The organism is Pseudomonas salomonii (genome assembly GCF_900107155.1).
In the GTDB taxonomy this organism is placed as follows: Bacteria; Pseudomonadota; Gammaproteobacteria; order Pseudomonadales; family Pseudomonadaceae; genus Aquipseudomonas; species Aquipseudomonas salomonii.
The window spans coordinates 111,787-136,895 of the sequence record NZ_FNOX01000006.1; the positions used below are offsets into that span (position 1 = coordinate 111,787).

21 protein-coding genes are annotated in these 25,109 nt (G+C 62.3%); 10 read left to right on the forward strand and 11 right to left on the reverse strand.

Translation table 11 applies throughout. The features are described from left to right. The first annotated feature begins 34 nt into the window (after positions 1–34). Entirely contained in the window at positions 35–1,909 is a 1,875-nt protein-coding gene (locus BLV67_RS15030) for a SurA N-terminal domain-containing protein (protein WP_069788299.1), read from the forward strand. A 163-nt stretch (positions 1,910–2,072) separates the two neighbouring features. On the opposite strand, the gene nhaA is transcribed toward BLV67_RS15030, so the two are convergent. The 3 genes from nhaA to BLV67_RS15045 all read right to left on the reverse strand — a co-directional run bounded on the left by nhaA (position 2,073) and on the right by BLV67_RS15045 (position 6,062). Further along, complete coding sequence (nhaA, locus tag BLV67_RS15035; RefSeq protein ID WP_069788298.1) at positions 2,073–3,401, reverse strand: Na+/H+ antiporter NhaA; 1,329 nt, start codon at positions 3,399–3,401, stop codon at positions 2,073–2,075. A gap of 122 nt (positions 3,402–3,523) precedes the next feature. Beyond that, positions 3,524–4,825 carry a chloride channel protein gene (locus BLV67_RS15040; RefSeq protein ID WP_069788345.1) on the reverse strand — a complete coding sequence of 434 codons (1,302 nt, stop codon included), beginning with the start codon at positions 4,823–4,825 and terminating at the stop codon, positions 3,524–3,526. Positions 4,826–4,847: 22 nt separating this feature from the next. Beyond that, complete coding sequence (locus tag BLV67_RS15045) at positions 4,848–6,062, reverse strand: MFS transporter (protein WP_069788297.1); 1,215 nt, start codon at positions 6,060–6,062, stop codon at positions 4,848–4,850. A gap of 116 nt (positions 6,063–6,178) precedes the next feature. On the opposite strand from BLV67_RS15045, the gene BLV67_RS15050 reads away from it, so the two are divergent. Continuing rightward, positions 6,179–7,075, forward strand: coding sequence for a LysR family transcriptional regulator (locus BLV67_RS15050; RefSeq protein WP_069788296.1), 897 nt, complete (start codon positions 6,179–6,181; stop codon positions 7,073–7,075). Between the two features lie 92 nt (positions 7,076–7,167). Beyond that, positions 7,168–8,058, forward strand: coding sequence for a DUF2242 domain-containing protein (locus BLV67_RS15055; RefSeq protein ID WP_069788295.1), 891 nt, complete (start codon positions 7,168–7,170; stop codon positions 8,056–8,058). A 1-nt stretch (position 8,059) separates the two neighbouring features. On the opposite strand, the gene aceE is transcribed toward BLV67_RS15055, so the two are convergent. Continuing rightward, positions 8,060–10,720: a pyruvate dehydrogenase (acetyl-transferring), homodimeric type gene (gene aceE / locus BLV67_RS15060; protein WP_069788294.1), complete on the reverse strand. Its 2,661-nt coding sequence runs from the start codon at positions 10,718–10,720 to the stop codon at positions 8,060–8,062. Positions 10,721–10,865: 145 nt separating this feature from the next. Between aceE and BLV67_RS15065 the strand changes: the two genes are divergently transcribed. Then, positions 10,866–11,336 carry a MarR family winged helix-turn-helix transcriptional regulator gene (locus tag BLV67_RS15065; protein ID WP_069788293.1) on the forward strand — a complete coding sequence of 157 codons (471 nt, stop codon included), beginning with the start codon at positions 10,866–10,868 and terminating at the stop codon, positions 11,334–11,336. 128 nt (positions 11,337–11,464) lie between these two features. On the opposite strand, the gene BLV67_RS15070 is transcribed toward BLV67_RS15065, so the two are convergent. Then, positions 11,465–12,466: a transketolase-like TK C-terminal-containing protein gene (locus tag BLV67_RS15070; protein ID WP_069788291.1), complete on the reverse strand. Its 1,002-nt coding sequence runs from the start codon at positions 12,464–12,466 to the stop codon at positions 11,465–11,467. Positions 12,467–12,559: 93 nt separating this feature from the next. Here BLV67_RS15070 and BLV67_RS32520 point away from each other — a divergent pair, with 93 nt between their 5' ends. After that, entirely contained in the window at positions 12,560–12,790 is a 231-nt protein-coding gene (locus BLV67_RS32520; protein ID WP_143039892.1) for a hypothetical protein, read from the forward strand. A gap of 8 nt (positions 12,791–12,798) precedes the next feature. On the opposite strand, the gene BLV67_RS15075 is transcribed toward BLV67_RS32520, so the two are convergent. Together BLV67_RS15075 and BLV67_RS15080 are read right to left on the reverse strand one after the other, a co-directional pair. Next, positions 12,799–13,833: an AraC family transcriptional regulator gene (locus BLV67_RS15075; RefSeq protein WP_065931099.1), complete on the reverse strand. Its 1,035-nt coding sequence runs from the start codon at positions 13,831–13,833 to the stop codon at positions 12,799–12,801. A gap of 4 nt (positions 13,834–13,837) precedes the next feature. Continuing rightward, positions 13,838–14,968, reverse strand: coding sequence for a carbon-nitrogen hydrolase family protein (locus BLV67_RS15080; RefSeq protein ID WP_069788290.1), 1,131 nt, complete (start codon positions 14,966–14,968; stop codon positions 13,838–13,840). 212 nt (positions 14,969–15,180) lie between these two features. Between BLV67_RS15080 and BLV67_RS15085 the strand changes: the two genes are divergently transcribed. Both BLV67_RS15085 and BLV67_RS15090 read left to right on the forward strand, forming a co-directional pair. Continuing rightward, positions 15,181–17,220 (forward strand): NADPH-dependent 2,4-dienoyl-CoA reductase, encoded by a 2,040-nt coding sequence (locus tag BLV67_RS15085; protein WP_069788289.1) that lies wholly within the window; start codon positions 15,181–15,183, stop codon positions 17,218–17,220. 57 nt (positions 17,221–17,277) lie between these two features. After that, entirely contained in the window at positions 17,278–18,168 is an 891-nt protein-coding gene (locus tag BLV67_RS15090; protein ID WP_069788288.1) for a 1-aminocyclopropane-1-carboxylate deaminase/D-cysteine desulfhydrase, read from the forward strand. Here BLV67_RS15090 and BLV67_RS15095 read toward each other — a convergent pair. The 3 genes from BLV67_RS15095 to BLV67_RS15105 all read right to left on the reverse strand — a co-directional run bounded on the left by BLV67_RS15095 (position 18,165) and on the right by BLV67_RS15105 (position 20,800). Continuing rightward, a complete protein-coding gene (locus tag BLV67_RS15095) occupies positions 18,165–18,719 on the reverse strand; it encodes a cytochrome b (protein WP_065931095.1) in 555 nt (184 codons plus the stop codon). The genes BLV67_RS15090 and BLV67_RS15095 overlap by 4 nt on opposite strands. A gap of 114 nt (positions 18,720–18,833) precedes the next feature. Then, the gene (phnX, locus tag BLV67_RS15100; RefSeq protein WP_069788287.1) at positions 18,834–19,661 is read right to left on the reverse strand and encodes a phosphonoacetaldehyde hydrolase; all 828 of its coding nucleotides are present in this window, start codon (positions 19,659–19,661) and stop codon (positions 18,834–18,836) included. A 29-nt stretch (positions 19,662–19,690) separates the two neighbouring features. After that, a complete protein-coding gene (locus BLV67_RS15105; protein WP_069788286.1) occupies positions 19,691–20,800 on the reverse strand; it encodes a 2-aminoethylphosphonate--pyruvate transaminase in 1,110 nt (369 codons plus the stop codon). A 114-nt stretch (positions 20,801–20,914) separates the two neighbouring features. On the opposite strand from BLV67_RS15105, the gene BLV67_RS15110 reads away from it, so the two are divergent. Further along, complete coding sequence (locus BLV67_RS15110; protein ID WP_065931092.1) at positions 20,915–21,772, forward strand: LysR substrate-binding domain-containing protein; 858 nt, start codon at positions 20,915–20,917, stop codon at positions 21,770–21,772. Positions 21,773–21,834: 62 nt separating this feature from the next. Here the strand turns inward: BLV67_RS15110 and BLV67_RS15115 are convergent, their stop codons facing one another. Continuing rightward, the gene (locus BLV67_RS15115; protein ID WP_056858458.1) at positions 21,835–22,707 is read right to left on the reverse strand and encodes a LysR substrate-binding domain-containing protein; all 873 of its coding nucleotides are present in this window, start codon (positions 22,705–22,707) and stop codon (positions 21,835–21,837) included. Positions 22,708–22,964: 257 nt separating this feature from the next. Here BLV67_RS15115 and BLV67_RS15125 point away from each other — a divergent pair, with 257 nt between their 5' ends. Then, positions 22,965–24,278: an MFS transporter gene (locus BLV67_RS15125; RefSeq protein WP_065931090.1), complete on the forward strand. Its 1,314-nt coding sequence runs from the start codon at positions 22,965–22,967 to the stop codon at positions 24,276–24,278. A gap of 110 nt (positions 24,279–24,388) precedes the next feature. After that, complete coding sequence (locus BLV67_RS15130) at positions 24,389–25,096, forward strand: YebC/PmpR family DNA-binding transcriptional regulator (protein WP_056858461.1); 708 nt, start codon at positions 24,389–24,391, stop codon at positions 25,094–25,096. Positions 25,097–25,109: the final 13 nt, after the last annotated feature.

Here is a 25,109-nt window from a genome sequence, read left to right on the forward strand (position 1 = left end):
TAATTTTTGAAGATCAACCGTTTCTGGGGGACGCATGCTGCAAAATATCAGGGACAATTCACAAGGCTGGATTGCCAAGACCATTATCGGGATCATCGTCGCATTGATGGCGTTCACCGGTATCGAGGCCATTTTCCAGGCTTCGGGTAACAACAAGCAGGACGTGGCCAAGGTCAACGGTGAAGAAATCACCCAGACCGAACTGGGCCAGGCCGTCGATATGCAACGTCGCCAGCTGATGCAACAGTTGGGCAAGGATTTCGATGCTTCGCTGCTGCACGAAAAACTGCTGCGCGAAGCCGCTCTGAAGGGCCTGATCGATCGCAAGCTGTTGCTGCAAGGCGCCGCGGATTCCAAGTTCGGCTTCTCTGAAGCTGCGCTGGACCAAGTGATCCTGCAGACGCCGGAATTCCAGGTGGACGGCAAGTTCAGTGCCGAACGCTTTGACCAGGTGATCCGTCAGCTGGGCTACACCCGTATGCAATTCCGTCAGATGCTGACCCAGGAAATGCTGATCGGCCAGGTTCGCGCAGGCATCGCCGGCAGCGGTTTCGTCACCGACGCCGAAGTGCTGGCTTTCGCCCGTCTGGAAAAACAGACCCGCGATTTTGCCACCGTCAAGATCAAGACCGACCCTGCGGCGGTGAAGCTTACCGACGATGAGGTCAAGGCTTACTACGACCAGCACGCCAAAGAGTTCATGACTCCCGATCAAGTGGTCATCGATTACCTGGAACTGAAGAAGTCGTCCTTCTTCGACCAGGTCACCGTCAAGGACGAAGAGCTGCAGGCGGCCTATCAGAAAGAAACCGCCAACCTCGCTGAACAGCGTCGTGCCGCGCACATCCTGATTGAAGTCAACGACAAGACCACCGACGCGCAAGCCAAGGCCAAGATCGAAGACATCCAGGCACGCCTGGCCAAGGGTGAGAAGTTCGAAGCCCTGGCCAAGGAGTTCTCCCAGGATCCAGGTTCGGCCAACAATGGCGGTGACTTGGGCTTTGCCGGCCCTGGCGTCTACGACCCGGACTTCGAAACCGCCCTGTATGCCTTGAACAAGGACCAGGTGTCGGCGCCGGTGCGAACCACCTTCGGTTGGCACTTGATCAAGCTGTTGGGCGTTGAAGCACCAGAAGTGCCATCGTTTGCCAGCCTGAAAGACAAGCTGACCCGTGAACTCAAGACCCAGCAGGTCGAGCAGCGTTATGTCGAGGCGACCAAGCAATTGGAAGACGCGGCATTCGAAGCCTCCGACCTGGCTCAGCCGGCGTCCGACCTGAAGCTGACCGTGCACACGTCCGCGCCGTTTGGCCGTGAAGGTGGCGAAGGTGTTGCGGCCAACCGTGCCGTGGTCACTGCTGCGTTCAGCCCGGAAGTGCTGGATGAAGGTGCCAACAGCGGCGCTATCGAGCTGGACCCGGAAACCGTCATCGTGCTGCGTGCCAAAGAGCATCTGAAGCCTGCGCAACTGCCGCTGGAAAGCGTGTCGGCTGCGATCCGCACCCAGATGACCAAAGAGCGCGCCATCGCGGCTGCCAAAACCCATGCCGACGAGTTGATCGCCAGCCTGCGTGACAGCAAGACCCCGTTGAACCAGCCGATCGACGGCCAGGCCTGGAAGGTGACTGAAGCGGCGACCCGTAACGCTGAAGCGATCGAGCCGGCCGTGCTGCAAGCCCTGTTCCGCATGCCAAAGCCTGCGGCCAAGGACAAGCCGACCTTCACCACCGTGACCCTGGCTGACGGTAGCCTGGTGATCGTGCGCTTGAACGGCGTCAACGAAGCTGCAGCCCCTACCGACGACGAAAAGGCGCAATACCGCCGCTTCCTCGCCTCGCGTATTGGCCAGCAGGACTTTGCTGCCTACCGCAAGCAGTTGGAAACCAAGGCTGACATCAAGAAGTTCTGATGTTGGTTTGAATAGAAAAGCCCCCGGTCCGAAAGACCGGGGGCTTTTTTTTGCGCAATGTCCAGCTCAGAACTGATCGTTCCCACGCTCTGCGTGGTAATGCATCCCGTGACGCTCTGCGTCACCCGCACGCAAGTGCAGAAAGCGGGCCGCGCAGACCGGCTCAGAACTTCAGTTTGCCCCAGCTCAACCCAATCACCGCTGCCACGGTCGACGCCGTCAGCACACTCAGTTTGGCCGCTGCCAGGAGTTCCGGGTCGGAGAAGGCCAGGGACGAGATAAAGATCGACATGGTAAAACCAATCCCCGCCAGCAGGCCGACCAGGCCGACACCGCTCCAGGTGACACCGTCGGGCAGCTTGCAGATATTGAGTTTGACCAGCGTGACACTCGCCAGCATCACGCCCAACGGCTTGCCGATCACCAAGGCGACGATCACGCCCATAAACACGCCGTGGGGCAGCGGGTGCTCAAGGTTCAAGCCCTGTAGGCTCACACCGGCATTGGCCAGGGCGAACAGCGGCATCACGCCGAACGCGACCCACGGGTGCAACGCCGATTGCACGCGCTGCACCGGCGGCATCAGCTCACGTTGGGCTTCGCGCAGTTGCTTGAGCGGCCTGGCGACCTGGTGCGCGTCGTCGGACGGTTGCGAAAGGCGATCCATCAGCTCGTTGAAGGTACGTCCGATGGTGTCCAGGGGGCGTTCGGTGGTCGGTTTGGAACTCACCGGCGTCATCAGGCCCAGGATCACCCCGGCGAGGGTCGGGTGCACGCCGGTCTTGAGCAGGCCGAACCAGACAATCGCCCCCGGCAGCAGATAGATCGCCGCCTTGCTGATGCCCATCCGCTGGAACACCAGCACTAAGGCCAAACCGCCTGCGGCCACCACCAGGCCCATGTAGTCCAGGCTGGCAGTGAAGAACACGGCAATGATCAGGATCGCCACGATGTCATCGATGATGGCCAGTGCCAGCAGCAACACACGCACACCGCTGGGGATCGATTTGCCCAACAGCGCCAGCACGCCGACGGCAAAGGCAATGTCGGTGGCGGTAGGCACGGCCCAGCCACTGGCGGCGGCGGTGCCATGATTGAGCGCAGTGTAGAGGATGGCGGGCATCAATACGCCACCCAGTGCGGCGCCCAGCGGCAGGGTCGCAAGTTTCAGGTTGGCGAGTGCGCCGTCCTTTATTTCCTGGCGTATCTCGGCGCCAACCACCAGGAAGAAGATGGTCATCAGGCCGTCGTTGACCAGAAAGTGCAGTGATCGCGACACACTGAAGTCGCCCAGCCCGAGGGTGATCGGGGTGTTCCAGAAGTGTTCATAGGACGCGGCGGCGGGGCTGTTGGCCCAGATCAGCGCAGCAATGGCCGCCAGCAGCAGGACGATGCCGCTGACCGCCTCGATGCGTGAAAACCGCTCAAGAGCCGACAGTGCGCCCTCGGTCAAGGCCTGGGGACGAGGGATGGCAGGGTGTTTTTTGGGCACGACAAGTCTCCATTGGCGGCCCGACCAATGCTTTGCTTTAACCTGCGTTGTGCCCTATGCAGTCACGCACCCAGAGCGATGATAGGAAGTTGATGAATAAGTTGTAAACAATGTTGTCAGGGTTACGGGCTTTTTGTCGGCGGGTGCAGAAAACCGCGCGCCAATTGCTGGTACAACTCCGGCCCCATTCGCGAGCTGACGGCCTTGGCAATCAGCGCCACCGCCATCAGGCTGATCACCATCCCGTGGCTGTCGATCATCTCCATCACGATGATTGCCGAGGTGATCGGCGATTGGGTCACGGCCGCCAGAAAGCCCACCATGCACAGCGCAATGGTCGGTTGCGCTGCCAGCGCGAAGAACTCGGCTGCGTTGGCGCCCACGGCCGCGCCGACGGCCAGCGACGGGGCAAAGATGCCGCCGGGAATCCCGGAAAAATAGGTGACCACCGTGGCCAGGAAACGCGTGACCGGCGCATGCCACGGCAAGCCGACATCGGCAGCAATGATCTGCGAAGTAATCCCGTAGCCGCTGCCGAAGGACATTCCGCCGCTGAGCCAGCCCAGGATTGCCACTACCAGCCCACACGCCCCGGCGAACCACACCGGGTGGGCACGCCGCCATTCCCAGACTACAAACCTGTGGTGGCGCTGGGGCCACAGCAGCATGCGGCTGAACAGCCCGCCGAGCAGGCCGCAGCCGATGCCTGCCGCCAGCACCGGAATAATGATGTCGAGTTTGATCTCCTCAACGTCCAGATGGCCGAAATAGTTGTAATTGCCCTGCAGGGCGATGGCGACCATCCCCGATAAAATAATCGTGCTGAGCAAGACACCGCTGGTGCGCGTTTCGAGCTTGCGCCCCAACTCTTCGACTGCGAAGGCGATGCCGGCCAACGGCGTATTGAACGCAGCGGCGATACCGGCAGCGCCGCCGGCCAGGATCAAGTCTTCGCTGCGGATGATGCGGGCATTGGGCAGGTAGCGATGGAAGAAGTGCATGATCGACGCCGCCACCTGCACGGACGGCCCTTCGCGCCCGGCGGAAAAACCGCCGGTCAACGCCAATGTACCGAGGCCTATCTTGGCGAAGGCGATACGCAAGGACACCAGCCTGCTGACGTCCTGCCCCTTGTTGGCCAGGCGGGTGGCAGCGATGACCTGGGGAATGCCGCTGCCTTGGGCACCGGCAAAAAAGCGCGTGGTCAGCCACACCACCAGCATGCCCACCAGCGGTGTATAGAGAAAGGGCAGCCACGGATGGGCGCTGGATTGCTCGGCGAATTGAGTGAGCGCCACGTCAGCCAGGCGCGCAAACATCACCACCATCAGCCCGGCGATGGTGGCGCCGGCCCACAGGGTGATCCGGGTGCGCCAGCGCAGTGAGGTAAAGCGGCGGCGCAGTGAAATGAACGGTTTGATCACCCAGGTGAATTCCAAATAAGTTTCAGGGTGTTTCAAGGTTAACCCTATATCCAGCGCTTGTCCTCGCGATGCGCCGTGTCGCCGCCAATGCCAACAGTACCAATCCGCCCACCGCCCAGGGGAACACCTCAACCCCCGATGTTTGCAGTAACAGGCCGCCCGCCAGCCCGCCGCCGGCGATTCCCAGGTTCCACACCGTCACCAGCATCGATTGCGCGGCATCGGCCGAGTCACCGGCAGACTTGGCCAGCGCCGTCTGCAGCAGTGCCGGCAAGCCACCAAAGGCCAGGCCCCACAGCGCCACGCTGGCATACACCGCACCGGCGGAGGTCATCCACACGCCCAGTGCCAGGGCCGCTAGCGCGAACATCACGCAACTGATGATCAGCAGGCGCCGCAAGTGTTGATCAATCAGCACGCCCGTCAGCCAGATGCTCAGCAAGGCCGCGAGACCAAACACCAGCAAGATCCGGTCGATGTCGGCTTCTAACCCGGCAGGCACCAGCAGTGGGGCGATGTAGGTGTACAGAATGTTGTGCGCCAGTACGTAGGTAAACGTCACCCACAGCACCGGACGAATGCCCGGCAGGTTAAACACTTGGCGCAAACCCAAGCGCTGTTGCGCCGTTTGCCCGGCGAAATCCGGCAGTTGCCAGCGTGCCCACACCAGCAGCAACAGCGTCAGCCCGGTCATGATCGCAAAGCTCAGGCGCCAGCCCACCGCAGTGCCGAGGAAAGTGCCGGCGGGTACACCCAGCGACAACGCCAGCGGTGCGCCGAGCATGGCCACAGCAATCGCCCGGCCTTGCAGACGCGGGGCCACCATCCGGCTGGCATACCCGGCCAGCAACGCCCAAAGCAACCCGGCGAATACGCCGGCAAAAAACCGCGCAACCAGGGTCAGCCCGTAATGGGTGGAGAGTGCCGTGACGCTGTTGACCAGGGCAAAGCCGCCGATGGCAATCAGCAGCAACGGACGCCGCCGCCAGCCTTGGGTCAATAAGGTCAGGGGAATGGCCGCGAGCAATGAACCGAGGGCATACAGGGTCACCAGTTGGCCGACCAACGCCTGCGAAACCTGCAGCCCTTCGCTCATTTGCGGCAACAGCCCGGCCGGCATGGCCTCGGTCAGAATCGTGATAAACCCGGCACACGCCAAGGCCAGCAAGCCGCCGAGGGGCAGTGCGTCCTTTACGGTCGTGACGGCCGGGTTGGTAATCGGGGGGCAGTCGCTCATGTTCCGTCTCCATGCAAAAGGTCAGGAGGCAGAGTAGGGGGCTGTGGGTTGCGGAAAAACAGGCTAAGGTTCCGAACTTATCGGACATCAAAGTCCGTAATCGATAAGGATGGGCGATGGACAGTCTGAGTAGCCTTGCGGTGTTCGTGCAGGTTGCGGAAACCCGCAGCTTTACCGCTGCTGGCCGCGTGCAGGGGGTGTCGTCTTCGGCCGTGGGCAAAAGCATCGCGCGCATGGAAGAACGCCTGGGCGTGCGGCTGTTTCATCGCAGCACACGCAGCGTCACCCTGACCGGCGAAGGCGCGCTGTTCCTGGAGCGCTCGCGACGGATTCTGGCCGAGGTGGAAGCGGCCGAGCAGGAATTGACCGAGGCCGGCGCCACGCCCCGAGGTACATTGCGCATCAGCTTGCCGCAAGTGCGTGGCTTGTTGATGCCGGTGCTCAGCGACTTTATGCGCGCCTACCCGGACATTGAACTGGATGTGGACTTCTCCGATCGCATGGTCGACGTGATCGAGGAAGGTTTTGATGCGGTGATTCGCACCGGCAAGCCGGAAGATTCACGGCTGATGGCACGTCGTCTGGGGCATTATCAACTGGTCCTGGTGGCCACGCCGGGTTACCTGGCCCAGCATGGCACGCCGCAACAGCCGCAGGATTTGAGCGGCCATGCCTGCCTGCGCCACAAGTTCTGCGCCACCGGCAAGCTGGAGCCCTGGCCACTGCGCCCGGTGCCGGGCGTGGCGGAGCCGGTGCTGCGTGCGCCGCTGGTCAGCACCACCATCGAGTCCCTCAGCTATGTGGTGCACGAAGGGCTGGGCATCGCCTGCCTGCCGGACTTTATGGTCAAGGAGGCGGTGCGCCAGGGGCGTCTGCAACGGGTGCTGGATGAACATCTGGTCCACCGTGGCAGTTTCTGGATGCTGTGGCCCTCGAGTCGCTTCGCCTCGGCCAAGCTGCGGGTGTTTATCGACCATATGTCTGCCGGGCTTTTCCCTGCGCAGGCGGTGTAATAACGCTGTGACGTTTTACCGACAGGAATGTGCGCGCCAACCCTGCGTTCTGTTGCACAATAGCGCCCTGACTGTTTTCCTCAGGATTTTCGATGTCGACATCATTTCACTTGCGTAGCCTCGGGTTGGCGCTGGTGCTGGCGGGCGCTGCGGGCTGCTCGTCACCCAAGACCGCTATTTATGAACATGAAAATTTCGACGACTCCGGCACGTTCTCCCGTGATTACCCGGTCAGCGACGTGGCGGCCTGTGAAGCGGCGCGACGTGCGCTGTTGAGCCAGGGTTACATCATCACCAGCAGCGACCCCAAGCTGGTGGTGGGTAACAAGAGCTTCCAGCAGACCGGCGAAACCCATCTGCAAATCAGCTTCAACGTGGTGTGTGCCGATGATGGCAAAGGCGCCAAGCACTCAACCATGTTCGCCAACGCCTTGCAGGACCGCTACGCGCTGAAGAAGGTCAACAACTCCGCCAGCCTCGGCGTGGGTGTGTTGGGCTCGGTGTCGATGCCGATCGGCTCAACCGATGATTCGATGGTCAAGGTGGCCAGCGAGACGGTGACGGCACCAAAGTTTTACGATCGCTACTTCTCGCTGGTGGATGTGTTCCTGCCCCAGGACGTGAAGGCGGCCGAACATATTTCAGAGAAGCCCAAGGCTGAGCTGGGCGTGCCGGAGCCGAAAGCGGCTGCGCCTGCTGATAAGCCTGCGCCTGCCGATAAGGTAGCGCCGACCGATAAGGCTGCGCCGACCGATAAGGTCGACGCGCCCAAGGACGCATCGGTAGCGCCCGCCGTGTCGGAACCGCTGGCACCGCCGCCAGAGGCGGCACCGATTTCGCCACAGGCCGAGCCAGCGCCGACCACTGCGCCGACCACTGCGCCAACACCTGCACCGGCTGCGGAACCAGCGCCTGCGCCGACCAACCCGAACCTGCCGGCGCCGACAGAGGCGATTCCACCACTGCCGACGCCTGGGCAGTAACTCAGACCGCTACGGGGTTCGTCTTGTCGACGTTGATCCCGTAGCGGCTGATGGCCTCGCTCACCTTGTCACGCCCGATCACGCCGTCATCGGCCAGCGCCTTCAGCGCCGCCAACACGATGAAGTGGCGGTCCACCTCAAAGAATTCGCGCAGGGTTTCGCGGGTGTCCGATTGCCCAAAGCCATCGGTGCCCAGCGCCACAAAACGGCGGCCGTGTACAAACGGGCGGATCTGGTCGGCGAATAACTTCATATAGTCCGTCGCCACCACCACCGGCCCGCTGTGTCCGGCCAAGCTGGTTTCCACGTAGCTCGCGCGCGGTTCGTCCTGCGGGTGCAGCAGGTTCCAGCGCTCTACCGCGTGCCCGTCGCGGCGCAATTCGGTCAGGCTGGTGGCGCTCCAGACATTACTGGCTACGCCAAAGTCCTTGTCGAGCAGTTGCGCTGCGCCAATCACCTCGCGCAGGATCGAGCCGCTGCCCATCAATTGCACCTGTGCCTGGGGGTGCGTGCTCAGTGGATACAAGCCTTTGAGAATCCCGTCCTCCACGCCTTCGGGCATGGCCGGGTGCGGGTAGTTTTCGTTGAGCAGGGTGATGTAGTAGTAAATGTCCTCCTGTTCGACGTACATGCGCCGCATGCCTTCGCGAATGATCACCGCCAGCTCGTAGGCAAAGGTCGGGTCATAGGCGACGCAGCAGGGGATCACCGACGCCAGGATATGGCTGTGGCCGTCGTCATGCTGCAAGCCTTCGCCCATCAGCGTGGTGCGGCCGGCCGTGGCGCCCAGCAGAAAGCCGCGAGCGCGGGCATCGCCGGCGGCCCAGGCCAGGTCGCCGACGCGCTGGAACCCGAACATCGAATAGAAAATGTAGAACGGCACGGTCATCAAGCCGTGATTGCTGTAAGACGTGCTCGCCGCAATCCACGAAGAAATGGCCCCGGATTCATTCAGGCCTTCCTGCATGATCTGTCCGTCTTTGCTCTCTTTGTAGTAGCTCAATTGCCCGGCGTCTTGCGGGGTATAGAGCTGGCCGACGGCGGAGTGAATGCCGATCTGGCGGAACAGGCTCTCCATGCCGAAGGTGCGCGACTCGTCCGGCACGATGGGTACGATCAGCTTGCCCAGGTGCGGGTCTTTCAACAGCGTGCCGAGGATGCGCACAAACGCCATGGTGGTGGAGATGGCGCGCTCGCCGGTGTCTTTGAGCTGGGTGGCAAACGCGCTCAGTTCGGGAATCTGCAAGGCTTCGACCGCAGTGTGTCGTGCTGGCACATAGCCGCCCAACGCCTGGCGACGGGCAGCGAAGTAGCGGGCTTCTTCGCTGTCGGCGGCAGGCTTGAGGTAAGGGATTTCGTCGAGCTGGTCATCGGCCACTTCCAGGCCGAAGCGGTCGCGAAAGGCTTTTACGGCATCAGCGCCCATCTTCTTCAACTGGTGATTGATGTTCTGGCCTTCGCCTGCTTCGCCCATGCCGAAACCCTTGACGGTTTTGGCCAGGATCACCGTCGGTTGGCCCTTGTGGCGCACGGCAGCGGCGTAGGCGTTGTAGACCTTGTCCGGGTCGTGGCCACCGCGTGAGAGTTTCCAGATATCGTCGTCGGACATGTCGGCAACCAGCGCCAGTAATTGCGGGTATTTGCCGAAGAAATGTTCACGCACATAGGCGCCGTTCTGGGATTTGTAGTTCTGGTAGTCGCCGTCCACGCACTCCATCATGCGTTGGCGCAACAGGCCGCTCTGGTCCTTTTCCAGCAGCGCATCCCAGCCGCCGCCCCAGATCACCTTGATCACATTCCAGCCGGCGGCGCGGTACAGGCTTTCGAACTCCTGGATCACCTTGGCATTGCCGCGCACCGGGCCGTCCAGGCGCTGCAGGTTGCAGTTGACCACAAAGATCAGGTTGTCGAGCTTCTCGCGGCCGGCCAGGGAGATGGCCGCCAGGGATTCCGGCTGGTCCATTTCGCCGTCGCCCAGGAATGCCCACACCTTGCGGCCTTGGTGTGGCTTGAGGTCACGGAACTCCAGGTAGCGCATAAAGCGCGCCTGGTAGGCGGCGGTAATCGGGCCCAGGCCCATCGATACTGTCGGGAACTGCCAGAAGTCCGGCATCAGCCGTGGGTGCGGGTAGGAGGACAAGCCCTCGCCACCGGCCTCGCGGCGAAAGTTGTCCAGCTGCGCTTCGCTGATGCGGCCTTCGAGGTAGGCGCGGCCGTAAATGCCCGGGGAGGAGTGGCCCTGGATGTACACCAGATCGCCGTCGAAGGTATCGGTTCGGCCACGGAAGAAGTGGTCGAAACCTACGTCGTACAGGACGGCGGCCGACGCGTAGGTCGCAATATGCCCACCGACACCCGAGTGTTTACCCGCACGCAGCACCATCGCCATGGCATTCCAGCGAATAAACGCATTGGTGCGCCGCTCGATGGCCAGGTTGCCGGGGTAGGGCAGTTGGCGGTCAACCGCGATGGTGTTGACGTAAGGCGTGGTCACCCGCCCGTAGAAGTCACCATGGCGCGCAACGTCGAAATCCAACAACTGATCTATCAGGTAGTGGGCACGTGGGCGGCCTTCGGTGGACAGCACCGATTCGATGGACTCCAGCCACTCGCGGGTTTCCTGTGGATCGTCGTCCAGTCTTACTGCGTTATTGGGGGTCATGTGCGGCTCCAGGGTAGGCGGATTTCAAGCAGCGGGCTCCTTGTGGGAGTTGCGCGAATGTAATTGCAATTGCAACTACATGACTGAATCTAGCGCGGGATGAGCTACTATTGCAACCTTCTTGAAATTCCCCGGATGGTGTTGCATGTCGTCGAAAGAGCCAGATGTATGGTTCCGTTTTGTCAGGGCCCACAGGACGGTCATCCGAGAAATCGAACGCCGCCTGGCCGCGGCAGACCTGCCGCCCTACGCCTGGTATGACGCGTTATGGGGCCTGGAAAGCGGCCCCAACGGCACGCGGCGCATGCACGAATTGGCCGATGTGCTGGCGATTGAGCGCTACAACCTGACACGCCTGGTAGACCGCCTGGAAAAGGACGGCCTGGTGGTGCGTTCACGTTCCGACGGCGACGGCCGCGCAGCGTTTGCCTCGATCACCGAGGCCGGCCGGGTGTTGCGTAAACAGATGTGGAAAATCTACGAAAGCACGGTGGATGAGCTGTTCCTGTCGCAAATCGAGCCTGAGCAGCGCCAGCTGTTTGCCGATACCTTGGAGCGCACGGCGGGGCTGGCGGTGGAGGCGGGCGTGCAAATCCGCAGCCGACGCAAGATCTAATAGGCGATGAGGGTCCAATGTGGGAGCGGGCTTGCTCGCGAATGCGGTGGGTCAGCCAGCCTCTATGTGTCTGACAGATCGCATTCGCGAGCAAGCCCGCTCCCACATTTTGATCGTATTGCCAGCCATCACAGTGGATACCGACGCATCGCCGTTTCGACCTGCTCAACACCAATACGGCCTTCATCGGCCAACGCCCGCAGCGCACACACCACAATCCAATACCGACTGGGCGCAGACGCCTGCACCGACCCTGCACCCAACCCGACAAACCGCGCCGGCACATGCGCCGCCAACTGATCGACAATCACCTGCGGATAACCGGTCACGGCAATCACCGGCGCGCTGCTCCCGGCCAGGCACTCCTGCAAATGGCAGCTTTGCCGGGCGGCCATCGGGTGCAGGCGATTCCAGCGCTCGGCCGCCGCTGCCTCACGGGCCAGCCGCGTGTAGCTTGGGCAGCTCCATACCTGCGCCGTCACTGCCCAATCCTGTTCAAGCAATTGCGCCGCGTGGGTCACGTCCTCGAGCGCTCGGCCCGCACCCAGCAAGCGCACCTCCCCAGTGTGAGTACGCTGGAGCGGGTACATGCCCTTGAGCGCTTCTTCACGATCCTGCTTATCCAGCCGCGCTGGGCGCTGTTGATCATGCAGCGCGAGGTAATAAAACCCCGGCTTGCCGTCGACATACAGCGCGTGAATTCCGGCCAGCACAATCGCCCGGGCTTCTTCGCCGGAAGCCGGGTCATAGGGCGTGCAGTGCGGGTTGGTCGCCAGCCACAATGGCAGCGACGGTTGCGCGCCTCTGGGCCAGGCAGAGGGCTGGTTCTCGACGTCGTTGCAGAGAATGCCGCGCTGCGTGGCGGCCTGGGACAGCCCACATAACTGCGCCGACGATGCTGCACGGTGCAGGTACAGCAGGGGTTTTTCGCCGGTATTGCGCGCAAACCAACTGGGCCAGTTGCCCACACGGCGGCTGCGTGACTGGCCACGAATCACCCAGGCCTGTCGGCTCAATTCCAGGGTATTGGCCATGGTCATGACCGTGTACAGCGGCGAGCCGGGAGGCGGCGCGGCACTGCTCAGCGCATCGATACAGCGCTGCGCGGCTTGGGCGGTTGAGACAGGCATGGGGCGAGGCTCCTGGCGACAGAGGTTCCTACCCTAATGGAAAATGGCATGTGATTGCAATTGCAATGATTGCAATCGCACCTCGATCTCGAAGTGCTAAATCGATCCAACCCTGCTACGTTTTATCTTGAAGTGCAGGAACGTCATGACGCCGACATTTTTTCGTCATCACGGCACTTTAGGCTGGGTGTGCAGGTCATTTATCTGCAACCGCTTTTAACCAACAAGGAGTCCACCATGGACGAATACCAGGAAGAACTGCTGGAGTACCACGCGTTTGAACTGGATCCGCTGGATCCGGCCGATGACGCCACCGAGCTGTAACACCGACTTCAGGCGGAATGCCGCTGACTGCGGCGAAATTCCCCTGGGGTCTGGTTGTTCCACCGCCTGAAGGCCCGTTGAAAGGCTTGGGCTGAGGCAAAACCGAGCAAGTAGGCGATCTCGCCGAACGCCAGTTCCGTGTCGCGAATGTAGGTCATGGCCAGATCGCGGCGGGTATCGTTGAGAATTGCGCGAAACTGCGTGCCTTCGTCGGCCAGTTTGCGCCGCAGCGTCCAGGTTGGCAGCTTCAGGCGTGCCGCCACTTCTTCCAGGTCGGGTTCCCGGCCGCCATTGAGCATCGGCCCGAGCAACCTTGTAATGCGCTCGCGCAGGCTGCGGGTGCGGGTGAGTTGCTCCAACTCCTGTTCACATAATTTCAACAGCAACTGCCAGGTGCTGGGGCAATGCTGCGGGTTACGCAGGCCCAGGGTTGGCTGGTTGAGGCGCAACTGGTTGGCGTCGGCACCGAAATGCACGGGGCTATCACCCAGCACGCTGTATTGCTCGCTGTACTCCGGGGCTTCAAATTCGATGTCGATGCGCTGCGCCTGCACCGGTTGTTGGGCCAGGCTCGACAATTGCTGCAACCAGCCGGCGATGATCGAGTCCACCACAAAGCGGTTGTAGGCGTTGTATGGGCTGATGGAATAGAAGCGCAGCCAGGCGCCTTCGGCATCTTCGTGAAAGCTCGACTGCCCGCGATAGTTGGAGCCGTACAGCGCTTCAAACCGTGTCAGTGCGCGCGCCGCTTCGCGTACGTTGGGCGCCTGTGCGGCGGTGACGCCAGCCAATCCCGCCTGGCTCAGACGGCTCAATTGACCCATGCGCAGGCCCAGGCCGGGGTCGCCGGTCAGTTGGATGGCGGCGTGGCCCAGGCGCATGTAGCGCGGGATCGACAACCGCGCCCCGGCTTCGGCAAGGCGCGCCGGGTCCAGGCCGTATTGCAGCAGCAGCGGTTGCGGGTCCAGGCCATGGCTGTGGACGGCGTCGGCAAGGGACTGTACAAAGCCCACCGACAAATCCCCAAGGCGCACCGGCTTCACGGCGTTACAGCCAGATATTCAGCAGGCGCGCGCCACGGGCGTCGTTGCCCGCAGTGACGTGCCCGTCATTGCTGAGAAAGCTGTGCCCGGCGGTGCCCAGGTCCCAGAACTGCCCACGCAGGAACACACTCATGCCGGCGCTGGCCTGGCTGATGGGCTGCTGGCTGATCAGGGTGAGGCGGCGCCAAGCCTCGCCTTCACTGAGTTCTTCGGGCTTGAGGCTGATTTCCGGCGGCGTGGACACGCTTTTAAAGCCGCGCCATGGCCGGTCCCAGGTGTCGCGGCCGGTGACGAAGGCCGGTACGGCGACCAGTTGCGCACCTTGCTCGTTGAGTTTGCGGTAGTTGTCCGGGTACCAGCTGTCGCTGCCGATCAGGATGCCCAGGCGCCCGGCCGGGGTGTCGACCACGCTGACGATATTTTCGTCACCCGGTGCAATAAAACCGCGCTCATCGTAGATGGGGTAAAGCTGGCGCTGGGGGGCGCCGATGGGCAGGCCATCGGCGGCAAACACCACGCTGGCGTTGTACAGCGCACCGTGGCCGATGTGCAGTTGGCCCTGGCTGACACTGGGGTTGGGCAGCGCGATGGAGCCGGCCACCAGGGTCACGCCAAATTCTTTGGCCAGGCCGCCGAACAGCACTTGATAGTCGCGGGCCATGGCCGGTGCCTTCATGCGCAGGTAGGCGTCGTCCATACGGTTATCGCCTTTGGCACTGATCCAGGCGCGGGCAAACTGCAACGGGTTGCTGGCCGACAGCCAATTCATCGCATCCTTGAGGTGGGTGGCCTGGTACAGCTCGTTCTTTTCGCCGCTGAGCATCAGCCAGGTGCCGATATGTTCCGGCAACACGACGATGGTTTTGGGGTTGATCAACCCTTGGTCGCGGGCCTTTTGCAGGTAGGCCGAGAGTTTCAGGTGCAGGCGTTCCAGGCTCTGGTAATCGGCAGGGAACAGCTCGGGTTGGATGCCCAGCAGGTTGCCACGGTCGGCGGGCTCGCCTTCGTTGACGGCCAGGGTGATGCGCAGGTCCGACAGGTAATGCGCCACAGGGCGCTCCTGGGTCCAGACCAGATACGCGGCGACGGCGGCAACCAGGGCCATGGAGACGGTGAACGCTAGAAGTTTACGCATGGGGCAACAGACAACAGACCGTGTGCAGGGTTCGCCGACTAGGGTAGGGCTGATGCACCGGCTTGCCAAGGGGCACTGTGCATTTGGATCAATAACTTGTCAGTTACGGTCATTGAGCGGTCGTCCATCGCCTCTTAGTCTGTGGGACATAAACCGATGGCGCGCCATTCGAGCCTGCCACGTCCCGTGATGATCCGTTGTGGAGCTGTACCATGACCGCTGCTGCCTACCCGCACCTGCTGGCCCCGTTGGACCTGGGTTTTACCACCTTGCGCAACCGCACCCTGATGGGCTCGATGCACACCGGCCTGGAAGAAAAGCCCGGCGGTTTCGAACGCATGGCCGCGTATTTTGCCGAGCGCGCCCGTGGCGGGGTTGGCCTGATGGTCACCGGTGGCATCGGCCCGAACGATGAAGGCGGCGTGTACGCCGGTGCCGCCAAGCTGACCACCGACGCAGAAGCGCAAAAGCACAAGATTGTGACCCAGGCCGTGCACGAAGCCGGCGGCAAGATCTGCATGCAGATCCTCCACGCCGGGCGTTATGCCTACAGCCCCAAGCAGGTAGCCCCGAGCGCAATTAAGGCGCCGATCAACCCGTTCAAGCCCAAAGAGCTGGACGAGGAGGGCATCGAGAAGCAGATCCAGGATTTTGTCACCTGCTCCTTGCTGGCCCAGCTGGCCGAGTACGACGGCGTGGAAATCATGGGTTCCGAAGGCTACTTCATTAACCAGTTCCTCGCCGCCCAGACCAACCACCGCACCGACCGTTGGGGTGGCAGCTACGAAAACCGCATGCGCCTGGCCGTGGACATCGTGCGCCGGGTGCGCGAGGCCGTCGGCCCGAATTTCATCATTATCTTCCGCCTGTCGATGCTCGACCTGGTGGAAGGCGGCAGCACCTGGGAAGAGATCGTGCAACTGGCCAAGGCTATCGAAGGCGCGGGTGCGAGCATTATCAACACCGGTATCGGTTGGCACGAAGCGCGTATCCCCACCATCGCCACCAAGGTGCCACGTGGCGCGTTCAGCAAAGTCACCGCCAAGCTGCGTGGCGCGGTGCAGATTCCGCTGATCACCACCAACCGCATCAACACCCCGGAAATTGCCGAGCAGATTCTGGCCGAAGGCGATGCGGACATGGTCTCGATGGCGCGGCCGTTCCTGGCCGACCCGGAATTCGTCAACAAGGCTGCTGCCGGCCGCGCGGATGAAATCAATACCTGCATCGGCTGCAACCAGGCCTGCCTGGACCACACCTTTGGCGGCAAACTGACCACCTGCCTGGTCAACCCGCGTGCCTGCTACGAGACCGAGCTGAACTACCTGCCGGTCAAGCAGATCAAGAAAATCGCGGTGGTCGGCGCCGGGCCAGCGGGGCTGGCGGCGGCTACCGTGGCGGCTGAGCGCGGCCACCAGGTGACCTTGTTCGATTCGGCCAGTGAGATCGGCGGCCAGTTCAATATCGCCAAGCGCGTGCCGGGCAAAGAAGAGTTCTTCGAAACCCTGCGTTACTTCAAGCGCAAATTGCAGACCACCCATGTTGAGCTGTGCCTCAACACCCGCGTGGATGTGGCGCAACTGGCGGCGGGCGGTTACGACGAGATCATCCTGGCCACCGGCATTGCGCCGCGCACCCCGGCGATTCCGGGCGTCGATAACGCCAAGGTGCTGAGCTACCTGGACGTGATTCTGGAGCGCAAGCCGGTGGGCAAGCGCGTGGCGGTGATCGGCGCCGGCGGCATCGGCTTCGACGTCTGCGAGTTCCTCGTGCACGCGGGCGTGTCCACCAGCCTGGACCGCGAAGCGTTCTGGAAAGAGTGGGGCATCGACACCCAGCTGCAAGCCCGTGGCGGCGTGGCCGGCATCAAGCCGCAACCCCATGCACCGGCGCGTGAAGTGTTCCTGCTGCAACGCAAGACCTCCAAGGTCGGCGACGGCCTGGGCAAGACCACCGGCTGGATCCACCGCACAGGCTTGAAGAACAAGCAGGTGCAGATGCTCAACAGTGTCGAGTACCTGAAGATTGATGACGAAGGCCTGCATATCCGCATCGGCGCCGACGGCGAGCCGCAGGTGCTGGCCGTCGACAATATCGTCATCTGCGCCGGGCAAGACCCGCTGCGCGAACTGCAGGATGGGCTGGTCGCTGCCGGCCAGAACGTGCACCTGATCGGCGGCGCCGATGTGGCAGCCGAACTGGATGCCAAGCGCGCCATCAACCAGGGTTCGCGCCTGGCGGCCGAGTTGTAAAACGACGACAGGGGCGGTGTTAGACTACCGCCCCTTTTTTCATGCAGATACCGCTCGATGGGCCCCTTCGACTGGCTTCCCCAGGCACCCCTTGAACCGTTGCAGCTCGACTGGCTGAACGGCGTCGAGTTGGCCGTGCTGCGCCTGGACCGCATCGACCCGCTGATCAGCGGCAACAAGTGGTTCAAGCTCACCGAGCACCTGGCCCACGCGCAAACCGCCGGCGCGCGCGGCATCATCAGCCTCGGTGGCGCCCACTCCAACCACTTGCACGCCCTGGCGGCCGCCGGCAAACGCTTTGGTTTCACCACCGTCGGCCTGTTGCGCGGCCATCCTCAAGACACGCCCACTGTGCTGGACCTCAAAGCCTTCGGCATGCAGCTGCATTGGCTGGGTTATGGCGGCTATCGCGCGCGGCATGAGCCGGGTTTTTGGTTGCAGTGGCGCGAACAGTACCCCGATCTGTATCCCGTGCCCGAAGGCGGCGGCGGGTTGGCGGGTGCCGTGGGTTGCGGGGTGTTGGTTGAGCACGTGCGGGCGCAATTGAGCCGTCTGGGCTGGGACGATTACCACGGGTGGTGGCTGGCAGCAGGGACGGGCACCACGCTGGCCGGGTTGGCGCTGGCCGAGGCGGGCGCGCATCCGGTGTATGGCGCAATGGCCGTGCCGGATGATCATGGAGTTGCACAGAATGTGCAGGCGATTGTGCCGGGCGGTTATGAGCTGCTGGAGGCGAGCCGAGGGGGTTTTGCCAAGGTCGACCCGGTATTGCTCGACTTTATCCAAACCACTGAACAAGCCTGTGGTGTAACGCTTGAACCGCTCTATACCGGCAAGGCACTCCTGGCGTTGAAACACCAGATCGAGGCCGGACGCTTCACCCCCGGCACCCGCCTGATTTTCGTGCACACCGGCGGCCTGCAAGGCCGCCGAGGCTTTACCACCTAGCGTAAGCTCCCACCTGGCATCATTCGCAAAGCCGTATTATCGCGCAGGATGTAGTGATGGAAGATCCCCGCCAGCGCATGCAGCCCGATCAGCCAATAACCAACCTTGCCGAAGAGCACATGCCAACTCTCAATCTCCTTGGCCAGCGCTTTGTTTTCCGCAATCAACGGCGGCAACTCAATCCCATAAAACATCACCGAATGCCCTTCGGCACTGACGATCAGCCATCCCGCAATCGGCATGCCGATCATCAACGCGTACAACGCAACGTGCATCAGTGTGGCCAACACCGTCTGCCATTGCGGCGGTGTGGGCACGATCTTCGGCGCAACCCCCAGGCTGCGGGCAAACAGGCGCAGCCACACCAGCACAAACACGGTAAGGCCGAACATAAAGTGCATTTCGACAATCAGGGTTCGCGCACCACTGCCTTTAGGGAACTGGCCGCGTAACTCTATGCAGGCGTAAACCACCGCCAGCAGCACCACCATCAACCAGTGCAGCGCAATCGACATGGTGCTGTAGCGGGTATCGGCGTTTTTCCACGGCATCGCTGTGTTCCTCACTCATCAGGGCATACCTCCATTCTTTCGCGATGGAGTCCTTTAACTGTATGCCGGTTTTGAGTGGTTCGCCTGGCGTAAATGCCGTTGTTTTGATTTCAATCAGTGGCTTTGCGGCATTTCACCGCGGGCCAGGCGCTGGTTGATATCGGTGATCACCGCCGGCAGGTCGTTGAGGGTGTCGATCAGGTAGTGCGGGCGCGAGCCTTCGAACAGCTTTTCGATGCGTGTGCGCTCACTGGCCAGGGCGGCAGCGTCCAGGTCACGAAACTGTTCATAGGTCAGGCCCAGTGCATTGCCGGAGCAGGTCAGTGCCACGGTCCACATGCCGGCGCGACGGCCTTCGAGGATGCCCGGCACGGTGTCGTCGACCTTCACGCACGCCGCCACATCGTCAATGCCCAGCGCGATCACGTTGGCCAGCGCCTGGGCCGGCCAAGGGCGGCCGTTGGGCACTTCGTCGGTGGCGACCACGTGGTCGGCGATGTAGCCGTTGGTGGCGGCCAGGGCGACCACCTTGTCCATCACCTGCTTGGGGTAGCCGGAGCAGGAGCCGATCTTGATGCCTTGCACACGCAGGCGCGCGATAGTGTCGAGGGCGCCGGGGATCAGCGCCGAGTGCTCGGCGATTTTCTCGATCTGCAAGGGCATGAAGCGCTGGTAGATCGAGGTCACGTCGTCATCGGTCGGCGTGCGGCCGAAGGCCTTGCGGTAACGTTCGGCCACCTGCGGTTGGTCGCACAGGGTGCGGATATGGTCCCACTTGCCCATGCCCATCGGGCAACGGGCTTCTTCGATGGAGACTTGCACGTCGAACTCGGCAAACGCCTCGACAAAGATCTGCGTGGGCGCGAAAGAGCCGAAGTCGACCACGGTGCCGGCCCAGTCGAGGATCACGGCCTGGAGGGTGTTGGGGTTTTGATAGTTCATGGTTCAAATCCTGTAGGTAATGGGGGCAATCAGATGTCCAGCACTTCCATTTCTTGCAGCACCTGGCCGATCGCCTCGACTGCCGCCTGCATGCCCTGCGCGTCGACGTGGCCGATGCAGCCGACGCGGAAGGTTTCTACCTGGGTCAATTTGCCGGGGTAGAGAATGAAACCCTTGGCCTTGACCCGTTCGTAGAAGTCCTTGAACTGGTAGCGAGGGTCTTTTGGTGCATGGAAGGTGACAATGATCGGCGCCTGGATGGCAGCTGGCAGGAAGCTGCGCAGGCCGAGTGCGGCCATGCCGTCGAGCAGCGTCTGGCAGTTGTCGGCGTAGCGTTGGTGACGCGCGGGCAGGCCGCCTTCTTCCTGGTATTGCAGCAAGGCTTCGTGCAGCGCGGCGACCACGTGGGTCGGCGGGGTGAAGCGCCATTGGCCGGTCTTGGCCATGTAGCTGTGCTGGTCGAACAGGTCCATCGCCAGGGAATGGCAGTTGCCTTGAGCGCCCGCCAGTGCCTGTTTGTCGGCGAAGACAAAACCCATGCCCGGCACGCCTTCCAGGCACTTGCCCGAGGCGGCGATCAGCGCGTCAAACGGCACTGCGCGGGCGTCGATCGCCAGCGCGCCGAAGGAGCTCATGGCGTCGATGATCAGGCGTTTATCGTGCTGTTTAACCACCTGCGCGATGTCCGGCAGCGGGTTGAGAATGCCGGTGCTGGTTTCGCAGTGGATCAGCGCGACGTGAGTGATGGCTGGGTCGGCGTGCAGCAGGCGGTCGACGTCGGCGGCGGTGGTGGGCTCGTCTTCAGCGGTTTCGAAGGTACTGAAATCGCGGCCGAGCACTTCGCAGATCTTCGCCAGGCGCTTGCCGTAGGCGCCGTTGATCAGCACCAGTACCTTGCCGTTGCGCGGCACCAGGGTGCCAATGGCCGCTTCGACGGCAAAGGTGCCGCTGCCTTGCAGGGGCACGCAGTGGTGGCTGTCGGTGGCGTGCAGGATCGCCAGCAATTGTGTGCAGACGCTGGCGGTCAGTTGGTTGAAACGCTCATCCCATGACCCCCAATCCACCATCATTGCCTGACGGGTGCGGTTCGAAGTGGTCAAGGGGCCAGGGGTCAGCAGGATCGGCGCGGCAGTGCTCATCTCAAGTCCTCGCAAGGTCATTGGGGGGTGAAGCTACGGCGCCTAAATTGCAGTTTGGCTTGTCATCAATCAAATTGTTTGTTGTTATGCAAGCTATCAGTGAGGCCGATAGCTATGAATTTGTTCCAACTGCGTGCATTCGATGCCGTGGCCCGCGAGGGCAGCTTTACCCGTGCCGCCGCACGGTTGTTCATCAGCCAGCCGGCGGTGACCGGGCATATCAAGGCCCTGGAAGAGCACTACCAGATCGCACTGTTGCGTCGCACCGCCCGGCGGGTGGAGTTGACCGAGGAGGGCACGCGCCTGGCGGCGATTACCCGGGCGATTTTCGGCCTGGTGGACGAGGCGCAGCTGCTGCTTGAAGCCAATCGACAGTTGCTCACCGGGCGCCTGGAAGTAGCGGCAGACGGCCCGCACCTGGTGATGCCGATGATCGCCAGCCTGCGTGCCCGTTACCCCGGCATCACCGTGAACCTGCGCCTGGGCAATGCCCAGGAAACCCTGGCGGCACTGCTCTCCGAGCACGCGGATGTGGCGGTGCTGACGGAGGTGGAACCGCGCAATGGCCTGCACCTGCAGCCGTTGAGTGAGTCGCGGATTTGCGCACTGGTCCCGGCCAGCCACCCGTGGGCGGCCTTGCCCAAGGGCATTCGTCTGGAACAGCTCAACGAGGTGATCATGGTGCTGCGCGAGCCCAGCTCTATCACGCGGCGTACTTTCGATGAGGCGTGTGAGGTCGCGGGTGTGCAGCCCAAGGTGCTGCTGGAACTGGACAGCCGCGAGGCGGTGACCGAGGCCGTGGCGGCCGAGTTGGGCGTGGGCGTGGTGTCGTCGATGGAGGTCAGCCAGGACCCGCGCGTGCAGGCGGTGGCGATTCAGGGTGATGGGTTGTTGAACCGGCATATGCTCGGCTGCTTGGAGCGGCGCCGCTCGTTGCGCTTGATTCAGGCGTTTTTTGAGTTGGCGTCTTGAGGTATCCGAGGCAACCCAATCTCCCTTTGTGGCAAGCCTGCTCGCCACAATAGCTTGCAAACTCAGCGCAAACTGTCCCGCACAATATCCAGAAACGTCGCCACCACCCGCCGCGAACTCTGCTCCTTGAGGCACACCAGCGTTTCCTTCATGCGCTGGCTGCAATCGCGGATCGGCATGGCATACACCCGCGAGTCGGCGCCGAGTTCCGCTGCCGACACCACGCCCACGCCAATCCCCACCACCACCGCCTCCCGCGCGGCTTCGCGGCCTTCGACCTGGATCGCCGGGCGAATGCGCAGCCCGGCCTGGCGCATTTCCTGCTCCAGGGTCTGGCGGGTGACCGAGCCGATTTCCCGCAGCACCAGCGGTGTGTCATCCAGGTCGGCCAGGCAGATGGATTCACGCCCGGCCCACGGGTGGTTGCGTGCCACAAAGGCGAGCAGCTGCTCATCGGGCAGCGGCAACGACAGCAGGCGTTCATCGTCGACATCGCGCCCCAGCAGGGCCAGGTCGGCCTGGTAGTTGTACAGGCGAAACAGCGACTCGTCGGTGTTGCCGGTTTCGATCTTCACGCTGATGCCTGGGTACAACTGGCAGAAGCGTGCGATCTGCGGCAACACATGCACGGGCGCGTCCACGGCCAGGGTGAGGGTGCCGGTGAGCAGGGCGCGGGAGTCTTGCAGCAGCTCTTCTGCTTCGGCCTCGATCACAAACAGGCGCTGGGTGATGCCGAGCAGGCGTTCGCCCAGGTCGGTAAGGCGCACGGCCCTTTTGTTGCGGTGAAACAGCAGCACGCCGAAACGTTCTTCGAGCTTGCGCACTTGGTCGGAAATCGCCGGCTGCGTGAGGAACAGGCGTTCGGCGGCCTGAGTGAAACTGCCGTGTACGGCCACGGCGTGGAAGGCTTTGAGTTGGGCGTGGGAAACCGACATCGCAAATCCTCTTACAAGCTGAGCTTATAGTTGAAATACGATAAATCGATTTTACCTATTAGTCAGCCATTGCTTTGATACGCCCCAGTCGCCGAAGGTTGAGTCCTACAACCTCGGTGGCCATGGGTTCTGCCAAGCCGGACCCATCTGACCAATGCCGCGCCCTCCAGGGCTTGGCATTGCAGTGCTCAACCATAAAAACAACAGGCATTTGCTTCTCGATCCTGCCGGCACACTCACCTGAGGTCAGAACCACCATGAATATCCAAACGGGTAGCATCAAGCGTTGGCGCGTGCAGATTTTTGCCATCACCTGGCTGGCGTACGCCGCGTTCTATTTCACTCGCAAAGCGTTTTCGGTGGCCAAGCTGGGCATCGTCGATGACCCCAGTTTTCCCCTCGATAAAATGATGATGGCCAACCTCGATGGCCTGTACCTGGCGGCCTATGCGGTGGGGCAGTTCACCTGGGGCATGCTCGCCGACCGCTTCGGGCCACGGGTGGTGGTGCTGGGCGGGTTGTTGATTTCCGCCGCGGCGGCGTTGGTGATGGGCACCTTTGCCACCTTGCCGATCTTTATCAGTTGCATGTTGATCCAGGGGCTGGCGCAGTCCACCGGCTGGTCGGGGCTGTGCAAGAACCTCGGCAGTTTCTTCCCGTCGCAGCAACGCGGGCGGGTGCTGGGGTTGTGGAGTTCGTGCTACGCCTTTGGTGGCCTGGTGGCATCGCCCTTCGCCGGCTGGTGGGCCTATACGCTGATCGGCACTTGGCATGCGGCGTTTATTTCCAGTGCAGCGGTGGTGGCGGTGGTGGCCGTGCTGTTCTTTATCTTCCAGCGCAATACACCGCAGGATGTCGGCTTGCCGGCGGTTGAGCCGGAGCCGGTCGTGGCGGGCGACGCACAGCGGGTCAGCGTGCTGGAACCGCTGCGCGCGATCCTGCGTAACCGCACGGTGCTGACTTTGGGCCTGGCGTACTTTCTGTTGAAACCGGCGCGTTACGCGATCCTGTTGTGGGGGCCGGTGATCGTTTATGAGCAAATGCCCTCGGTGGGCAAGGTCGGTGCGGCCATCGTGCCCACGGCGTTCGAGCTGGCCGGGCTGCTGGGGCCGATCATGATCGGGCTGGCGTCCGACAAACTCTTCGGCGCCCGGCGCATGCCGGCCTGTGTGCTCAGCCTGCTGGCGCTGACCGTGGCCCTGGCGTTGTTCATGGGCGCGCTGCACACCGGCAGCGTGATGCTGGTGATGGCCTTGCTGTTTATGATGGGCCTGACCCTTTACGGACCGGACTCGATGATCAGCAGCACGGCGGCCATCGACTTCGGCACCGCCAAGGCCGGCGCCACGGCGGCAGGCTTTGTGAACGGCTGCGGTTCGGTGGGGGCGATCCTTGGCGGCCTGCTGCCGGGCTACTTCGATACGGTCACGGTGTTTATCGTATTTGCCGGCGCGGCGTTGTTTTCTTCGCTGGTGCTGATGCCTTACTGGAACGCCAGACCCGCGGTGCTGGCCCAGGTCGGCGACTTTGTGCCAGAGCGTGACGTCACCATCAAACCCTTGCGCACCTGAGGCACCTGGCCGGTTTTTTGGTGGATTAGAGTGTTTTTGCGCTATAAACTCTGCCCCCAAAGCGCCGGCCAGTAGACGTTTCGGCGCGATGGACGAAAAGAGAGTGAGTCATGGGCGCACAGTGGAAAGTCAAACATAAAGAAGCGGCATCCAATGCCAAGGGCAAGATCTTCGGCAAGTTGGTGAAAGAAATCACCATCGCCGCCCGCAACGGCGCTGACACCGCGACCAACGCCCACCTGCGTTTGGTGGTCGAGCAGGCTAAAAAAGCCTCGATGCCCAAGGAAACCCTGGAACGCGCGATCAAGAAAGGCGCCGGTCTGCTCGGTGAAACCGTGCAGTACCACCGCGTGACCTACGAAGGTTTTGCCCCGCACCAAGTGCCGCTGATCGTCGAGTGCGTGACCGACAACATCAACCGCACCGTGGCGGAAATCCGCGTGGCGTTCCGTAAGGGCCAGCTTGGCGCTTCCGGTTCCGTAGCGTGGGACTTCAACCACGTCGGCCTGATCGAAGCCTCGCCGGACAGCCCGGACGCCGACCCGGAAATGGCCGCCATCGAAGCCGGTGCGCAGGACTTTGAAGACGGCGAAGAAGAAGGCAGCACCTTGTTCATCACCGAAACCACCGACCTCGACGCGGTGCAAAAAGCCCTGCCGGAGCAGGGGTTCACCGTGTTGTCGGCCAAGCTGGGCTACATCTCGAAGAACCCGGTAAGCGGTTTGACCGATGAGCAGATGGCTGAAGTCGAAGCCTTCCTGGAAGGGTTGGACAACCATGATGACGTGCAGGATATGTTTGTCGGGTTGGCTGGCTGATTTATAGCTGAAT